Source organism: Citrobacter sp. LUTT5, from assembly GCF_009905315.1.
Lineage (GTDB): Bacteria > Pseudomonadota > Gammaproteobacteria > Enterobacterales > Enterobacteriaceae > Citrobacter > Citrobacter freundii.
In genome coordinates, this window is the sequence record NZ_CP047606.1 from 4,328,265 (window position 1) to 4,345,583 (window position 17,319).

Here is a 17,319-nt window from a genome sequence, read left to right on the forward strand (position 1 = left end):
AAGCGGGAGCAACGGGTGTTCTGATTAAAAGAAGTGGGTCTGTGAATGAGGCTTATGCCCACGGATGACCGGGAGGAGTATAAAGTCTGGTTTCAGAAGAAAATCCAGTCCCAGACGGCACGGGCGACGGACACCACCACATCACGCACGGTACGAATCACCGTTTTCAGCGATGCAGGCAGGAACGACGATGACTCAGCCGTATCTAAAACCCGTCCCACAGCGTCACCGAAACTGTCGCGGGCCTGCGACTTTACCGGCTCTGTGCAGAGTCTCCTTTGCAGTTGTGTCACCACCGGGCTGGTGGCGCAGTCAGGCAGACAACACATCATGTTTGCCACCATATCCTCAATGCCCCATCCAGTGCTGGCGGACACCACACAGACCGGATGATGCGGTTTAAACATTGCCATAATTGCAGCCTGCTTCGCTTTGAGATTTACCTGTTGTTGTGGCGAGGGCGTGCCGATCGCGCTATCCCATTCATGACAGGGTTCGATTTTATCGGCCTGGTTAACCACAAACAGTACCTTTTGCCTGTAAGGTCGCACCACGCCGTGCCAGAACTGCTCGTCCACAGTCAGTGCCCGATCATCGGCCTTAATGACCCACAGCACCAGATCCAGCTCCGGCAGCATTCGACGGTACAGGGCACGGTACTCATGATCCCGTCTCCCGTTTTCACCTACACCCGGTAAATCGACAATCACCAGACTGTGACGACCGCTGCGCAACCGGAAGCGCAGTACGTCGCGAGTACAGGCGTTCACGTCACTCACTGGGGACACCTCGCCCCGGAAAAGTTCGTTGCAAAGAGAGGATTTACCTGTACCACTTTTGCCCATGATGCCAATCACCGGCTCGTAGTGAGTCAGGTTCTGGATACGTTCAAGAATAAGCTGGCGAAGCGTGTACGGAAGCGACGCGAGCGGTTGTTCAAAGGCCTGAAGGCCATCAGGTTTATTCATACAGTAGTCTCAGCGTGAAGAATTAAAAACCCCGCGTTCCAGTCAGGAAGGCGGGGATTCACTGAGATAATATCTGTCTGAAATTATTTGGAATTTTGATTAACACGTAAAGGACCTTGTGCAATATAGGATTGAACTATGTCTGCTTCATGCCTGAAGCAGATGATATCAGCATTCTGTAATGCTGATTCTTTAGAAGTTGGCCAACTGTCTTGAAGTCATTTCATTCCTTATTTTTCTGATTTATAGTTTATAGCATCGGAGTTGCAAGAAGCACGTTTGACATCGAAGGTTTTCATATATTCATTATATGCCTCTGGCCATTCCTCCATTGAGGAAGATAGTTTTTTATAAGCGCCACTATCTGAAATAACATAATCCATATCAGAAATTGCAAGTTGTTTTATAGATGATGCAATATTTACTGCCAGTACTGATAGACGTTCAGAAGAATAAGAGCTTATCGACATTGCTTTAGTTATGGCTGATTTCGCTGGTTGGTAAAGTTGATTATGATTAGCTTTATATAAAAGAGATTTATCAGCATCAAATGCAGCTACCGCAGCCAAAAAATCAGAGGCTTTTTCACGAAATTTGTATTCATCTTCGTTAACAGCAGTAGTACAAATCGTTCTGGCATTGATGAGTGCTGGGACTCTTGTGCTTTCAACTAACTTTGAACCCGTGAGATATGAGCCGGCCATTCCCCCTAAAGCTGCGATTATTGCGACCAATAGCGCACTACCTATGTCTAAAGATGCTTTAACAACTTCAGCTTTGTTCTGCGCATTTCCAGAGTGTGCACTAATGTTACTATCATTGTGGCTACCAGACATATCAAGCTTCCTAAGTTATTAAGCTTTAATTCCTGCTATTATCTACACTCACACAAGTTAAGAATTCTTTTTTACCAGAATATCAGTAAGTTGGGTTTCATGAAAGATACTAGTGATCAACTCGAAAATTTTAACAAATTATATTGAGTTGGGTCCGCTCTTCGCTCACAGCGGGCCTAACGGACTTGCTTTAGGTCTGCTCCGTGCAAGGAGCGGAAGTTTACCGTTTTAGAAATCATGCTAATTAGCATAAAATCTCTCAACTGATGGGGTCTGGAGTTGCAGAAAAAATGACTACAAGGCAGTATGCGCAAAAATCAATCTTCGATCTGGAGGAAATTTTCGAGCGGTCACGGAACAATGCTAGTGAACTTGAACGGCTGTTGAACGAACTGACCTTCCGCAATACTGCCAAGGCCCGAACGTTGAGGACTAAAATCGAGCAAGCCCGAACTGTACTTAGTGGTCACTGCGTGATCTCAATGTCGGATTCCAGTCCATCAGCGCGTCATCCTGGCTCGTCGTCCACACAATCCTCCCAAGTTCCGCCCCGTGATGTGCCTGCAGCGGTAGTGCAACAGCAACCCAAGGCTAATCCAGTTCCTGTCATGCAACAGCAATTCGGCGAAGACCAGATCGACCTAGGTCCACTCCCATCTTTCTCTCCGACAGGTAAGTCGAATGATGCGCGAGCAATACTGGCAGCATGGACAGCCCTCGAAGCACTGTCGCCTCAAGGTTATAAACGCCCAGAGGATATGGCAACCGGCGACCGCTCTAGGGTTGCCCTATTGGAGCGAGGTGTACCATGGGGACCAAATGCCCGCAGCAAGCCCAGCCATAAGCTTTATTTCGAGGTCGTCCTCGGCTCCATCGCTCTCGACAAGGCGACGGACGAGCTGGTCAAGGTTTTTGGCGAGGATGAGGAGCGTTCACGCCCGGACGGTAAGAAGGCGGCCATCGGCTCGATCCTGATCGACAAAGAAGGTTATGTGCTTGAGGACAAAGGCGTTGCCGTTTCCAGTTTTGCCTGGGCACTCAAGCCGGCTCTCGACCTGAAGCTTGGGAGCTTAGGGAATTGGCCGAATGTTGAGCCGCGCATTATCGAGCATCTGGATCGAATGGTTCGCCGCCACAACGAGGATGGAGAACCCATACCGATCGATTTGGATGTCGTTCTTAACGCTTATAGATGGCTTGTGTCTCAGTTCGGTGTACCCGAACATTTGGTTGAGCCACCCACATTCGCGATTAAGGTGTTTCATCATTTCAAGGCCAAGGCGCCGCCTGAACCTTCGTTACTGAATTCCTTCTATCTTGAAGATCTCGGTGAAGCAACCAAATTGCTCGAGACGGGCAAAGCCGGAGCCGGTTTGCGCCGCTACATGGGAATTGGCAGGCCTGAACAGAAAATCGACGTGCTATCGCCCATTTCCGCAGTTGAGCCATTCGTCGCACCCTCGCTCATGCCGCAGGCTCGTTGGCCTTCGAAAGGCGGCCATCCACTGGTACTGCTTCAACAGGCTGCCGTGAATGCGGCGCGTGCTGAGCTGAATGATGCTCCAGGTATCATCGGCGTCAATGGGCCTCCGGGAACCGGAAAGACCACTCTTCTGCGAGATATTGTCGTCGGGTGCATTCTTGATCGGGCCACGGCGATGTGCGGCTTCAATAAACCGCAGGATGCCTTTTCCACAACAGGCGAGAAGCTGGCATTCGGCTCCAATGCATTCCTGCACTTCTACAAGTTACATGCATCCTTAAAGGGCCATGAGATCGTTGTAGCGTCCTCCAATAACAAAGCGGTCGAGAACGTTAGTAAAGAGCTTCCTCTCAAGGAAGCCAATGGTCGTCATGAACAAATCGCCTATTTTCGGTCCATCAGCGACCTGATTGCGAACCCCAAACGCGTCGGCTATTTCGAAGCCGAGGCCGAGGCCGAGGGGGACATCCCCTCCGACCCAGTCGAAACCTGGGGGCTGATCGCCGCTGCTCTCGGCAAGAGCAGCAACCGAGGCGCGTTCCAGCAAGGTTTCTGGTGGAATGAAGACGGTGGTTTCCTTACCTACCTGAAAGCAGCTCGCGGCATAAATGTCATGCGTGAGATCAAGGACGAACGAACAGGCGAAATCATCGATCGCGTAATGCCCAGCGTGGTTGTCAATGAGCGGCCCAGCACCAACGAAGCGGATGCTGCTGCGGCCTGGCTGAAAGCGCGAACCGCATTTCTTAAACTCAAGGCAACGGTAGACGCCGAAATCGCCAGCATCGAAGAGATGCGACGGGATATCCAGGCGCTCAAGGGAGCGATCACCGAACTTCAAAGGGCTGAAGAGCGTCGACCGAGTCTGGATGAAGCCGTAGAAGAGGCACACCAGATTGCTGAATCCTGCCAACGGGAGCATGAGAAGGCAAAATCGCAGATCGAGCAGGATAAGATCATGCTCGACAGCCATCTTGCTGGCCGTCCAGGTTTCTTCTCCCGTTTGTTCGCGACTGCGGCCTGGAAGTCGTGGAGATCGACACTGCAGATGCTCTCGGCGACCTTGCAGCAATCAGTCTTACGGGCGCTGGAGACAGACGGTGCCCTGGAGCTTGCAAGGGCTGAGTGGAGCAATACTGAGTCCCAGTTACAGCAACTCGACCAGGAAATTTCCAGCAAGTGTCAGGCTGTCTCGAAATTGAAAGCAACCGAGGCAGAGGCACGAAACCGCATGGGAGACAGGGTCGTTGATGAGAGATTCTTCGAGCGCGAGCACGAGGCTATCCACCTGACTGCGCCATGGCTTCCCGATGAGGTTCATCGCCTGCGGGAGGATCTATTCGCCGCTGCCCTGACTGTGCATAAAACGTTCATCGATGCTTCGGCCAGCCGCTTGCAACACAACCTTGGGCTATTGATGTCGGGCATGGTGGCTGGTGCCTTCCAGTCTTCCGCTCACCGTGAACTTCTCCCCGACCTTTGGTCAAGCCTTTTCATGGTGGTGCCGACCGTGTCCACGACATTCGCCTCTGTTCGGACGATGTTCGGGGATCTGCCACCAGAGAGCATTGGCTGGCTTCTGGTAGATGAAGCGGGCCAGGCCGTTCCTCAGGCAGCAGTTGGAGCTATCATGCGGGCAAAGCGCTCCATCGTGGTAGGTGACCCGTTGCAAATCCCACCTGTAGTTTCACTTCCTGAAAAGCTGAACGTCGAAATCTGCAAATTCTTCGACATTGATCAGAGCGAATGGTCTGCGCCCGCAGCATCTACGCAGACCCTTGCTGATCAGGCATCGCGCTTCAAATCCACCTTCGTCATGGATGTAGGTGATCGAGAAGTCGGGCTGCCACTCCTCGTTCACAGGCGTTGCCAGAACCCAATGTTCGATGTTTCTAACTCCATCGCCTATGCCGGGCAGATGGTCCATGCTGTCGGGCCTAAAAGACTAGGATCTATCGGCTCGGCTTTGGGGCGATCTCGCTGGTTCGACGTCAATGGCAATGCTGAGACGAAGTGGTGCCCCGAGGAGGGTGATGCGGTTGTACGAATGCTTAAAGAGCTGGCCGCATCGGGCATTACAAATCCGGACGTCTTTATCATCACACCATTCAAGATCGTAGAGCAGAACATGCGTCGGCGTCTCGACAGTGAGACCGATCTGCTGCAAGCGCTGGGAGTAAAGTGGAATGAGTGGAGCCGTGATCGTGTAGGCACGATCCACACGTTCCAGGGCCGAGAGGCGGAAACGGTCATCCTGCTGCTGGGTGCTCCGAAAGCGAGTCAGCAAAGAGCCCGTCAGTGGGCGGCAAGCCCGCCAAACATTATCAATGTAGCCGTCTCACGCGCCAAGCAAAACCTGTATGTGGTCGGCTCGGCTGCTGCATGGGCAGGGGCGGGAACGAGCCTACAGGTCCTGCAGCGACAATTGGCGCAATCAGCCTGACAATCTCCGAGGCGGCACTCATTGTTAAGGGCACATCGCAACTAATCTTTTATTTAGCTCTGTAACGAGCCGACCGCTATGTGCCAGGAGCGGACATTTATGACCAGTTAATCATGCCAGCAAGATCTTAACGAAGGCATCCCAGCGGTCTTCGATGTTATCTTTGTTGATAGGGAGCAGCGTTTTGCGCATCGTTATCCCATCAATGGCCGCGAGATCTGCGTCTTTTTTTACCAGCTCTGGCGCGAACCAGAGTTTAAGCGTGTGCGGATCGATGGCACATAGTCCCGCGTCAAAGAGCTTGTGGATATCAGCGCGCAGCAGCAGACCGTTTTTAAAGCTCGCGCCACCTTTGCGAGCGTGGGCTTTAAGGTGTGCGGCTTCGCAGCGTACCGCAATGGCATTCGTGTAGACGCAACGGCCACCGCAGTTAAGCATCACATCTTCACGGAATTTCCCCTGATCACGACGGCGACGGCCATAGAAGGGTACATCTTCTTTATGTTCGCGTTCTTCAGCCAGCGACCGTTCGGCTCGAGGTTCTTCAGCCTGGGGTTCTTCGGCCACCACGGGTTCAGGTTTGACCGCATTCGGTTCTTCCCAGGTTCCCAGGAACATGGCAACGCGCTGGGGCATTTTGACACGATTCAAAATCCCAAGGTGCGCTTTTTCCCAGGCTAGGAATTCTTCCAAACGACTTGCTGGACAACCATGTTTAAGCGCTGGATGGGGGGATTCCTTTTTGACTGGAGCGGGCGCGGGAGCAGATAACGTCGTGCAGCTACTGCCTGTGCTGTAGCTGCTGCGGCCACCCACATGGCGTTTAACCGAATTTCCTTCGACCAGGATTTGCTTGTCCTCGTAGATCTGACGCTGGAAGAATGCCTCAATTTGGGTGTAGTTCAGCTTGAAGTGGCGCATAACTGCGCCACGGAAAGCCAAACGAACTTCTTCGTTACGATTTGGCGGGCAAGCACGGTCAACGCGCTGGGAAGCATAGGTATCATTCCCCCAGGCTTGCGTACCGTAACGGCTAAATATGACCGTCCAGTTTTTCCCCGATTGGCTGCGATAAACCTTACCATCGCAGACGAACACGAACGGAGACGAAATAATAAACCCGTGAACTTCCATAGCCATTTTAATCCACCTCAACCAGCTTTTTTTCCAGTCCACCCCTTCGAGATCGACCTTGCCAACTTATTTCTGTCAACAATTGCCGTAAGCATAAATGTAGTGACCTGCATTTGAAATCGGTTCGACCTACATTTACGATTAGCTTGACCCGCTCCCCGTTCGTTAACACATAGCAACGTTAGTAATGCATCCTACGCGGTAATAACAATTGCGAGCTTCCGCTACTCGCTCATTGCTGACCTTCAGATCCAGCAGGTTGTTCGCTTGGTACCAGAGATAGACGCGCCAATAACCTGGCAATCGTTCAACCTCGCCATGGTAATCGTTCACAAGTATGTGCTCTGTACGTAACGGGACAAAGAGGGAGATAGATAGAAGACCCAGGGTCTACTCAGATTCATCACTACATTGAGAAATCAGACGAAAAAACCATTGGGGTCACAACGCTATTTAGCAGATCGTCGATAAGATTTTGATGCTTGCCAGGCATGTTTCATCTTCTCAATAAACTCCAACTTCTCTTCAGGTTGGACGTTCCACACATCTATAGCCGCAATAATCATGTCATAACGCATAGACGTATTATAAGGGCGAAGATAGCCCGCTATTCGTCCTTTTCCTTTGAGATAGTCCCAGAGATATACTAACTGAGTTTCATCATCTCGTGACATCCAGTCAAAATCTGTCAGAAAAAAATCATATTGCTCAAGCCAACGCTCATGCAGTTTTCTGAAATAAGAGATCTTATCTCCAAGTGAGCATGGAGCTTCATCAATGTACCTCATCACACCGCTGATCAGTTCACGCTCAGTTACCGGAGTGGGGTTGTACAGATCGGTACTTGCTCCCGCGTTCAGATAAAATCGGGAGAAAACACGTTTCGGTTTTTTCGAAGCAGTAGCCAGTGGATTTGTTATCAGGTCCCAATCAATATCATCCAGGTCGAAATTAAATTTAGAGAAATCAAGATTTGTGAAGATATTATCGTCCATTAAAAGAGAATTAAAACCACCTGAACAACCGACGTCATTCCCCAATCCACCAAGTGTCAACCCTGCAGATTTTACTGGGTATTCAAAAATATAATGGTGAGCAAACCACGATGCTCTTGGTGTACCTTTGAAACAATCAAAATAATCTTTATCAATCAGTTGCAGGTCGGCCCATTCTTTAAGTGTTTTCCGCGCAGCTTTGATTCTGCCCTGATCGCCAAGAAAATGTCGTTCAAGTATCTGAGAGATCAAGCGTCTAAAATCATCCGGCGTATCATAAGTACTGCACAGTAACGAGTGATCTGTATTGAAAAAGCTATCCAGCGTTTTTATGTACATTATCTCGTAGCGGATCATATCGTAATGCAACATCGTCTCTTCCCTCTGCTTCTGACTCCCAAAAACAGATTAGTATTAGCACCTTTTTGGTTGGTGGAGTCGGGTCACAGACCTGAAGAATGACTGATTTTTAACTGATATCCTGCTGATTTTATTGTGATAATACTCTGACATTTTACTGCTTTATTCCTGTGGTTTTTACTCTATGAATTCCCTCTGTTCACCTCATTAGAATCGCTCAACAGCAGATATGAACATTTGGGTTTTTAGTATAATTAAGGGGCACTCCCTGTTTCTATACCACTCTGTTCACAGCTCCTTCCCCCAACAAGCAACCCTGCCAGTATTCCCCTGGATACACGGCTCCCTGTATCTGCCGTACCCCTGCTTCTCTTAAAAATTACATCTCATCCCAATCCTTTGTACTCCATCTGACAAAGGATAAATCAATGCACACTCCTTACCCTTTTAATTCCAGATACACGATGAACTGGTTTCTACTGTCTCTACTCAATAACCACCTGAATCAGCTACTGAACCGATACTCACGAATACAGGCACTCAGACTCGACCTGTTCTATCAGAAAGGTACAGAACGCTATAGACATTATTCATGGAACGAAACCGAACGAGAGGTGCGCATGCTGGTTGAACGCACCCTGCAGCACACAAATCTGGCAGGGTATTTCTGGGTACTAGAGAATTCTGTAGACCACGGCTGCCATGCCCATATCGTGTTCTATCTCGACAGGCACCTTAACCAGGCTACCTACCCAATAGCTGAGAGAGTAGGAACAATATGGCGGGAAATAACGCGACGAGAAGGCTATTACAACCGCTGCGAATACAAACCCTCTTATGAAGTCAGTATTGATAGACCGGTGAACTACGATGATACCGAAGCCATTGATAACCTGCGCTACATTATCAGCTATCTCGCCAAAGAAGGGCAAAAGCACGGTCACTATCACTTCGGAGCCAGTGAGGTACCGCCCCCCAGTGGACTGGGGCGTCCTCGCACGTTGTAACTTACGTTCTGCACTTTTTTACGTATCAATCCATTGATGTGGAAGGGCTGGTAGTAACGAGCAATCAACCACCAGCTCAGAATAATCCCACAATGGAAGACAGCAATTATGACAGAACAAATTTCTTTGCTTGATGACCAACTGGTGGATATGCGGTTCCTCACGAAGCTAACGGGACTTACGGATAAATGGTTCTATAAGCTGATTAAAGATGGTGAATTCCCCAAACCAGTCAAACTGGGGCGCAGTTCTCGCTGGTTAAAGAGCGAAGTAGAAAACTGGCTTCAGGAACGCATTAACCAGTCCCGTAAATAACACCACTCTGACCTAACCCCCGGCAAGAAAATAACTATCCGACTCGTTCGGAGGTTTTCTGCTGTCTGTCATTAAAGCCAGAAGGAATATGAACAATGAAAGATTACAAACCACGTTACGAAGAACTTTATAAATATTATCAGGTCTGGTTGACTGATTTTACGAAGCTGACGGTCAGATCGGGTATGTGTCACCAGAATATCTACTACCATCATACCCTGACGGTTGGCAGCCTTAAGTTTCCGGGAGAGGAAGAGGTTATTGCTATTGTCCCCCAGTGCCTGCACCGGATTATTTATGGCAGAGCAGCAGCCCCACTGACTGTTAATGATGACCTGAGTGTCAGTTTATTTACCTAGGAGCATCTGCTGGCTCACCATCCAATACTGGAGGGGGTTTTGCTGTCTGAGTACGTTTAAAACAACGCCCTCTGGCAAATAAGCTCATCAGTCTGTTCCGCCAGCGAGCTGCGTCTGAAACTGGCCTGGCTGTGCTGGTACGATTTGATGCTGGGTAATTGCCTTGATGACTGGACCGACAACCTCAGGTTCAAAAAAGACAAGGAGATGGATATCTGGATCAATGACCGGCAGGCTGAAAACCCTGCGCTGACCAGTCTGATGGACGAGTATGTCTGCTTTGCATGGCGGACGACAGCGGAGCCACTGAATCAGGCTTCATCCATAGTCATGCAAGGGATTTGAGGGTTATTGGGGAGTGAAAATTAATTTAGGTTAATTAATATAATTAATAGGCACTCCCTTTTTACAACAATCCTCTTAATCCATGCGGTTCCCCCAGCCATGGCTCTTCCTGAAGGCCAGGTGCATTCCATTGACTGGCCCTCGCCAGCACTAAAGAAATTCATCCTATGCAAAACAAACAACGATGGGAGCCAGACTGGTTTCGACAGTCACTTCTGAACAACCATATCGACAAACTGATAGAGCGCTATTCCTGCCTGCTGGCACTCCGAACAGATCTGTTTTACCAGGATCATACCGCTAAGTTTTTCCTGCGGGATCACCGGCAACTCGAATGAGATATCCGAAAGCTGATGAACCGTATGATGCAACTCGAAGCGGTGGTCGGTTTCTTCTGGGTTATCGAATGGACAGAAGACCACCACTACCATGCTCATGTCGTGTTCTGGCTGGATGGTAGTAAAACTCAGAATACCTATCCCTAGGCACAGCAAGCCGGTTTGTACTGGTGTATATGACCAAAACCCAGCAGAAATATGGGCTGTTACTGTTCGTTTGCAATGAGGTCCCCGAACGACCTTCAAGCAGACGGCCACGTAAGAATGTCTTCTAAGTAAGGCAATTTTTTACGCCAGCATCTCATCGTGTGAGAACCACACTACTCCCACCCTCATAACACCTTTAAACCATCCAACCGCACGGTGTCTGTCAGTCTTGCTGGGACGGTTAGACCTGCGAATTGTCTGGCAGGAACCAATACTATGTTTGCCAACTCCTTGATTGCTTTCGACGATAACGCTCTGGCCCCCTCAGGGTCAGGATGATTACCGACAAAGAAAACTGAGATTTATGCTGGCAGAACTAGTGTCTGCACCACTGTTTTTTCTGGCACTGCGTTTTATGTAAAAATGATTGCGATGGAAAAAAATACTGCCTGACCTGTGGTGTTGTGACCCCAGTTTCTATTTAAAATAGTTTCCTGCAAAAAACTGCTCGTAACCACCTGATATATTATTACCGCATAAATGATAAACACTACTGATCAAACTTGGCTGGGTAAGGATCTTCTTTATCTTTATCCTTACAAGGATGCCGTAGCCATTTTTGCCAACCTTGAGGATCCTCCTGAATATCAATTTCGCTGTCAAAATCCTCCAGCTCGCAACTATCTAACTTCTCTTCAACACTGTGTTTATGGCGTATAAATGATGCCAACTGATCCTGGTCGAAGGTACCTGCAAGGTAGGGATAATTGATAATCATCTCAGCCGCCCCCTGGACTTGAAGCATTGTATTGATTCGACCAAAGAGGCGATCAACCCGTCCATTCCTCTGCTCGTTATCACCAGGAGTCCAGGCGATGCCATAATGATGAACTTGATTGCATTGAAGATGAAGATTCACGCCTTCCTGCAACACAGAGGTTGCTACCAGCACATTAGGGAAGAAAGGTGAATTAAATCCACGAATTAAACGTTCGCGATTTTTTGACTGCCCGCTGGCATACCAACTTGGACTACTCAAGCTAGTGAACTCGCGCCAAGTATATTGAGTATTATCTAGTTTCTGGCCAACAATTTTCACACATAGCGTTTCGAAAGTTTCAATGGCAGCCACAAAATAACGTAGCATCAGTGATCCATTCAATTTTGGGGTGACCCATTCTACAAAATGCTGATATCGCTGCTGGACCTCACCTGTTTGAGGTCGACGGTTGAACTCTGTAAACCAGCAATAGAGCTCAATGATCACAGGGCTGGCAAACAGGTAACCCGTGCGAAGATAGTTGGCAAAGTTCTCAATAATTGCCATACCGTTAGGCTGGTCACGCCACTTAATCAATTGCTCTTTTGCTGGCCGCGGCAGCTCATGAAACATCAATCCCCAGGCTGTGGGCAAAGCAGTGATATATTTGATTTTCTGAGCTGTTGTCGACTGCTGCAGCCGGGCATCTCTCGCGGCATCACCATAGCTGTCACGTTGACGTTCACCAGACTCTTTGCGGTAATGATAATGATAGGTCCCGGTCGTACCATCCAATGCAGGCTCAAGAAATAATGAAAAGAGGCTTTCAGGGCGACGGAAACGCAAACTAACGTTGGCGCAGTCGGTACTGCGCAGGCCCGTTTTCTTCATAACAAATAGCTCGGCAATTTTACTTGAAAGCTTTAGCTCGTTATCCGTTTCAGGCTCATCTGTCTCCCCGTCCTCCAGCATATGCTCATCAAAATCGGACTTTTCATTGGATTTTTCCGATAAAAGCTTAACAAAAATATCTCGGGACCAACCCGACTCTCGCCATTCTGCCAGCGCCTTTGCAGGTAGCTGCCAGACATTCATCAATCGCTCAGCCATTATTTCATCATAACGTGCGTTGATGCGCTGAGTAATTTCGCGTACAGATGGTATTCGACGAACAAAAACCAAATGCTTACTACAATGTAGCGGCTGAGACTGCTTGAACGGATCACTGGTAAAGCAGGCCTCTACCAGAGTGTCGTATTTGGGATGATCTGGAAAGCGGTTATAGATATCGTGAAACTGCCGGGTCAAGCTATTGAGCAGAGCAGAATCCGGCGCGTGGTTGAAGTCATTATGGATTTGCCCCTCTTCATCACTACTATTATCCCGCTCACTTGCGGTACTGCCCGTTGATTCAAACCCTTCAAGATAGCCATATAGCATGCGCCTGCCGCCACCTGCCTTTTTCTCTTTGTCCAGTTGAACCACGAGTTGTTTCTGATATAGAGCAAAAAACAACTCAGCATCCATCTTATTAGTAAAACTGGAAATGCTAGCGCGCTCATGACGATATTCATATTTGCTGTGGCTGCTCTCTCTGCCCTGCATTTTGCGCAGTCGGCGGATGGCAAAATCATTCATCAGCGCACGGACATCATCCTCTGCATAACGTTTTGGCATGTCACTGAAGTAGCTAAATATGTCATAAACATTTCGCGATGCTGAGTGATTTGGAGTTGCCGTCAACAACAGTATATTGCTCCCCAGCCGGTCCTGCGCATCACCAAAGAAGGCCTGAGCGGCGGCGGCACGCTGTGATCCGCTTCGGTTACGAAAGTAATGAGCCTCATCGATTATAATTAAGTCAAACCCTCCTTTTCCAAGAGCTTGCTTAATCTGCTGACGATATAACACGCCATAAGACGCGGCAGCATTTAAAGCATCTTTTTTTTCATCTGGAGGGACCAGACCGCTTAGTGAATGGATAGTAGTAAGGTAAAAATGGTGAGATTTTTTCTCCACAGCGGCCGCCAGCTCCGCCAGTCTGCCATAAATTTGTGGGGCATATTTTGTCTTACCCTCTAAAGTGGTAAAGGCATTATGTTCAGCCCGATAGTGTATCTCTGTGAAAATGCTAAATTCTCTCTCCCAGTTATCACAGAGCGTCCTGTTAGGTGCCATAACCAGAATGCGTGCATCAGGTTTTGCCTGCCATAACAACAACATTACTCCCATCGCCTGATAAGTTTTCCCCATGCCGACTTCATCAGCAAGGAGTGCCAGTCGTTGTTTATTCAGCAAATTCCACAACCCAGCCACCCCCTCTGCCTGCTTCGCCGCCATGCTGGAAGCACCGGATTGATACTGCCAGTGCGTATCAGTCGCATCGAAATTCATCACGGCTGAAACCTCAACCGGGGTAATGATCTGTTTTAACTTATTCGCCATAACTACAGTCTTCCCTGATAGCTGCGAGATAACGTAGGCTAGTGGCATCGCTAGTTAGGGGGGGAATTGCAACCTGTAGAGACTCCCACAAGTGCACAGCCACAGATATGGCTTCAGCCCCTTGTTTGTGACGTATGCTTTTAACACGCTTTCTTGCCAGAGCGGCCAGAGTGTTAACTTCTTGGGCCAGAAACCAGTTAAATACTAGCTGAGTCGGTTGATTTATACGCTCCCTGGCTATTTCAGCCAATTCCTGTAAGCAACCTGGTTCACTGAACAAACGACGATACAGCTGAGTGCCATCGTCCGCGTCTGCTAGCCAGTTGCGCCGTTGTTGGATAGCCTGAAAGAGGCGGAAATAGCTAGTGGCATCTAAATTCATGGCTTGCGCCATCCCCTCACTTTGCTCTTCATCCTGCGCTCCAGCACAGCGCAGCATAAGGCGATCACTCAATGCGGGATCCACTGAATTCAGATAGCTGTTAAGTAAGTCATCTAGCGACTTAAAGCTCAACGCACGCCGGTGTTCAATACCGCTTTCAACGATCATGCCCTGCCAGTCGGTTATTCCAGTTCTACGAAGGGTATAAAAAGGGTTATCCAATACGGCATTGCTTTTTAATACCGTCAATTGCCGGGGCGATTTCAGACCTATACCGGTAGCTTTCCATACCAATTCATTTGCCCCGTTGATACCGGGCAATATCAGTTGATAACCTGACGCAGGCTTACCACCGAACCATTGCCCGGAAATCTGATACTCACATCGAGTCCAGTCAAAAATAACGCTCAGATCGAAAGGTTGAAGTTCATCAGGCTCCAGCGCCTCTTCCTCCAACAATGCTTCACTGGCGAAATTCTCTTCATTAACATCATCCCATTCTTTGCCGCAAATCGTGATGTTACGAGAGACCGGATGCACAATTCCCGCTTCTACATTCCAGTTTGCCTCAGGTAAGCTGCTGCAACCCGGGTTGGTGAAATTCCAGGACCCCACGGCAAGTTGCGTACCGGTATTGCTTTTCGCCAGCCAGAGCTTGGCGTGGGTCATCAATGCCCTATCGTCCTTGGGCACTGGAGAGCGATACACGGTAAGCTTTTTATTTGTAATCATTGCCTGAATACTGTCACTCCATCGAGTGCGGATATAACGTCCCTCAACCAAATCCGGAACCAGTTCTACGAGCACTTCATGCCCAATATTGTCGATAAACCCTGCTAAATCCTCAGCAAGATAAGGCGACCAAACACTGAGTGTATGAATCTCACCGCCGTTTTTTAATGCATCTAGCAGTGTGCAACCAGCCAGACTGTGAATAAATGACCAATCAGGATCATCACCGAGAAACTTGCGACGGGTTGGGAAAAATTCTTCATCATTCAGACTGTTATCAATTGTGGTAAAAAATCGTTTTACCTGCTGGTATTGGGCATTACTTGCAACACAACGAAAATCCACAGTTTCTTGATTTCGCCCCCACCCACTAAGCGTAAGGTTGGCACTGCCCGCACCCACAATAATCTTTCTGTAGTGATCTTCGAGATAAAATACTTTTGGGTGAAACAGCCCGCGCTCTTTATCCAGATAAGACTCTTCGCTTTGAGCCAGCTTACGCACCGACACCGGATATACCGCAATGGAGGTACGTTTCGGCTTTTCTTTCGCAATCATGCGCGGATCGCAGTAGATGCGGAAATCAATACCACTCTCATTCAGCGCACGCTGCAGACCTTCGTAATCCATACGACTAACGGGCGGGTCCATACCCAACACAGCAGGAAGTACCCACGTTTCAACAAAAGAGATATCCAGATTAAAGGTGGTGAGCCAGACACGTTTCAACATACCCATATCAGCAATTTGCTTTTTGAAGACATCTAACAGCTTCATGCAGAATGCCCCCATAAACCGTTCAGCAAATGTCTGAACTGTGGTAGATAATAACGGTTTACCCAGTCGCTATTCTGACGATCTTCGCGTAGCGAACATGGTGGTACCTGCAGCAAAATATCATCACCTTCAAGCAGGAGCCACGGGAACTGCCCCCTTGACTCCATTATCTCGTGATGATAATCCAGCAAGCCTCGAACCTGATCTTCCAGCGACGGCATACAGGCCAGTGCTAATAGTTGCTGAAAACGTCTGGCGGGCGTACCGGAAAGCGAGGAAAGGAGCACATCATTTTCCAGAAGCTGAGCCGCCTTTTGTGGCAGATCAAGTTCCGTAAGACCGCGCGACTGCCAGAATTGACGAAATTCTGCCAAAGTCTGACTACTCTGTCGGCGTAAGCCTGAAAACATCAGGTCGATCAGGGATAAAAATGGCTCCGCCTGACTGATATGTTGTAACGCCCTGAGGTCACTTTCATTCATTTCAGGCATACTTTTCGCCTGATGCATGGCACGTTTGAAAACTTCAGCATCTGTAAGCTCTAACTCGTCCAAACGTTCCTGCTTGAGTACCCGATAAATAGCACCCGCTGCATATTTATCTAACCCCGTTCTTTGTAGCCAGAATATTCGCGAATAATCCCCGACCATTTTCGGGTCGCGGAATGCCTTTACATACGCCTTTTTTAGGCCGACAGGAATATCTTCGAAAAATGGGTTGAGGTCGCGCTTATGTGAGGCCTGCATTTTCAATTGCATGTAAGTCAATGCCGCTGCATGTAATTTTTTCAGCTCTGGTACATTCCGAATAAATGCCTCTGCTGCCTGCCACACTGGCTTGCTTTCCGGCAGATCATAGCGATAATCAGTAGAGAAAAAATGCATTTTCATCATTGGCGATTTATAGCGCCCATTGGTACCAAGAGCGATCTGATTAGTCAGTAACTCACTACTTTTCTCATGACCAAAAAGTATCTGAGGATTTTTATTTGCAGCGTTCCATTTAGATCTGGCTTTATTAATACCCTGCACACCAGTGAGAGTGACACCTCTTTTTTCAGCCGCCAGCATGGAGTAGATATAAATATTTTCCAAATGGATCAGACAGGCAACTCTAAACTCATGTAATTGCTTTTTGGGATACAGACCTTTCATCACGCCTGAAGTTTGCAGCTTTTCATCGACCAGTATCTGGCGCAATACGCTGTGATGCAGCAGATTCAGCGTATATTGCCGTACATCATTTGCGATAGAAGTAATACGGCTATGAAAGATGTCCTGCCCCCAGGACGACCAGATGACTAATTGCCCAAGCGGATCCACATTCAACTCACCCGTTAGCGAGTCATCGTATTCAGTCAGAAATTTCTCGATGTACATTTCGTTGCGTCAGTCGCTTATGCCCACAGGGCTAACAACACGCAATCAGTGCACTGCGAAAGCCCTTCCATGTTCCACTTTCTTTCCTGGCACTTACCAAATCAGCAAATCAGT

At 48.5% G+C, this 17,319-nt stretch carries 11 protein-coding genes and 1 pseudogene; 4 read left to right on the forward strand and 8 right to left on the reverse strand.

All coding sequences use genetic code 11. From position 1 onward, the window contains the following. Positions 1–92 precede the first annotated feature (92 nt). Together GUC46_RS20785 and GUC46_RS20790 are read right to left on the reverse strand one after the other, a co-directional pair. Entirely contained in the window at positions 93–968 is an 876-nt protein-coding gene (locus tag GUC46_RS20785) for a GTPase family protein (RefSeq protein ID WP_160180669.1), read from the reverse strand. A gap of 230 nt (positions 969–1,198) precedes the next feature. Next, positions 1,199–1,804 carry a hypothetical protein gene (locus GUC46_RS20790; protein ID WP_160180671.1) on the reverse strand — a complete coding sequence of 202 codons (606 nt, stop codon included), beginning with the start codon at positions 1,802–1,804 and terminating at the stop codon, positions 1,199–1,201. Between the two features lie 290 nt (positions 1,805–2,094). Between GUC46_RS20790 and GUC46_RS20795 the strand changes: the two genes are divergently transcribed. Beyond that, positions 2,095–5,730 carry an ATP-binding protein gene (locus tag GUC46_RS20795; protein ID WP_160180674.1) on the forward strand — a complete coding sequence of 1,212 codons (3,636 nt, stop codon included), beginning with the start codon at positions 2,095–2,097 and terminating at the stop codon, positions 5,728–5,730. Between the two features lie 111 nt (positions 5,731–5,841). Here the strand turns inward: GUC46_RS20795 and GUC46_RS24140 are convergent, their stop codons facing one another. Both GUC46_RS24140 and GUC46_RS20805 read right to left on the reverse strand, forming a co-directional pair. Then, on the reverse strand, positions 5,842–6,870 hold the full coding sequence (locus tag GUC46_RS24140; protein WP_236654159.1) for an HNH endonuclease signature motif containing protein: 1,029 nt from the start codon (positions 6,868–6,870) through the stop codon (positions 5,842–5,844). A gap of 443 nt (positions 6,871–7,313) precedes the next feature. Continuing rightward, positions 7,314–8,231: a hypothetical protein gene (locus tag GUC46_RS20805; RefSeq protein ID WP_160180676.1), complete on the reverse strand. Its 918-nt coding sequence runs from the start codon at positions 8,229–8,231 to the stop codon at positions 7,314–7,316. Positions 8,232–8,647: 416 nt separating this feature from the next. Between GUC46_RS20805 and GUC46_RS20810 the strand changes: the two genes are divergently transcribed. The 3 genes and pseudogenes from GUC46_RS20810 to GUC46_RS20820 all read left to right on the forward strand — a co-directional run bounded on the left by GUC46_RS20810 (position 8,648) and on the right by GUC46_RS20820 (position 10,245). Continuing rightward, a complete protein-coding gene (locus GUC46_RS20810) occupies positions 8,648–9,226 on the forward strand; it encodes an inovirus-type Gp2 protein (protein ID WP_160180678.1) in 579 nt (192 codons plus the stop codon). Between the two features lie 108 nt (positions 9,227–9,334). After that, a complete protein-coding gene (locus GUC46_RS20815; protein ID WP_109232259.1) occupies positions 9,335–9,541 on the forward strand; it encodes an AlpA family transcriptional regulator in 207 nt (68 codons plus the stop codon). A 95-nt stretch (positions 9,542–9,636) separates the two neighbouring features. Then, positions 9,637–10,245: pseudogene (locus GUC46_RS20820) on the forward strand (hypothetical protein). Positions 10,246–10,454: 209 nt separating this feature from the next. On the opposite strand, the gene GUC46_RS24320 reads toward GUC46_RS20820, so the two are convergent. The 4 genes from GUC46_RS24320 to GUC46_RS20840 all read right to left on the reverse strand — a co-directional run bounded on the left by GUC46_RS24320 (position 10,455) and on the right by GUC46_RS20840 (position 17,205). Then, on the reverse strand, positions 10,455–10,682 hold the full coding sequence (locus GUC46_RS24320; protein WP_048328395.1) for a hypothetical protein: 228 nt from the start codon (positions 10,680–10,682) through the stop codon (positions 10,455–10,457). 598 nt (positions 10,683–11,280) lie between these two features. After that, a complete protein-coding gene (locus tag GUC46_RS20830; protein ID WP_160180681.1) occupies positions 11,281–13,935 on the reverse strand; it encodes a DEAD/DEAH box helicase family protein in 2,655 nt (884 codons plus the stop codon). Continuing rightward, positions 13,925–15,826, reverse strand: coding sequence for a hypothetical protein (locus tag GUC46_RS20835; protein ID WP_101968163.1), 1,902 nt, complete (start codon positions 15,824–15,826; stop codon positions 13,925–13,927). The genes GUC46_RS20830 and GUC46_RS20835 overlap by 11 nt, the downstream gene beginning before the upstream one ends. Next, complete coding sequence (locus GUC46_RS20840; protein WP_049594257.1) at positions 15,823–17,205, reverse strand: hypothetical protein; 1,383 nt, start codon at positions 17,203–17,205, stop codon at positions 15,823–15,825. Before GUC46_RS20840 ends, GUC46_RS20835 begins: the two co-directional genes overlap by 4 nt. Between the last annotated feature and the right edge of the window lie 114 nt (positions 17,206–17,319).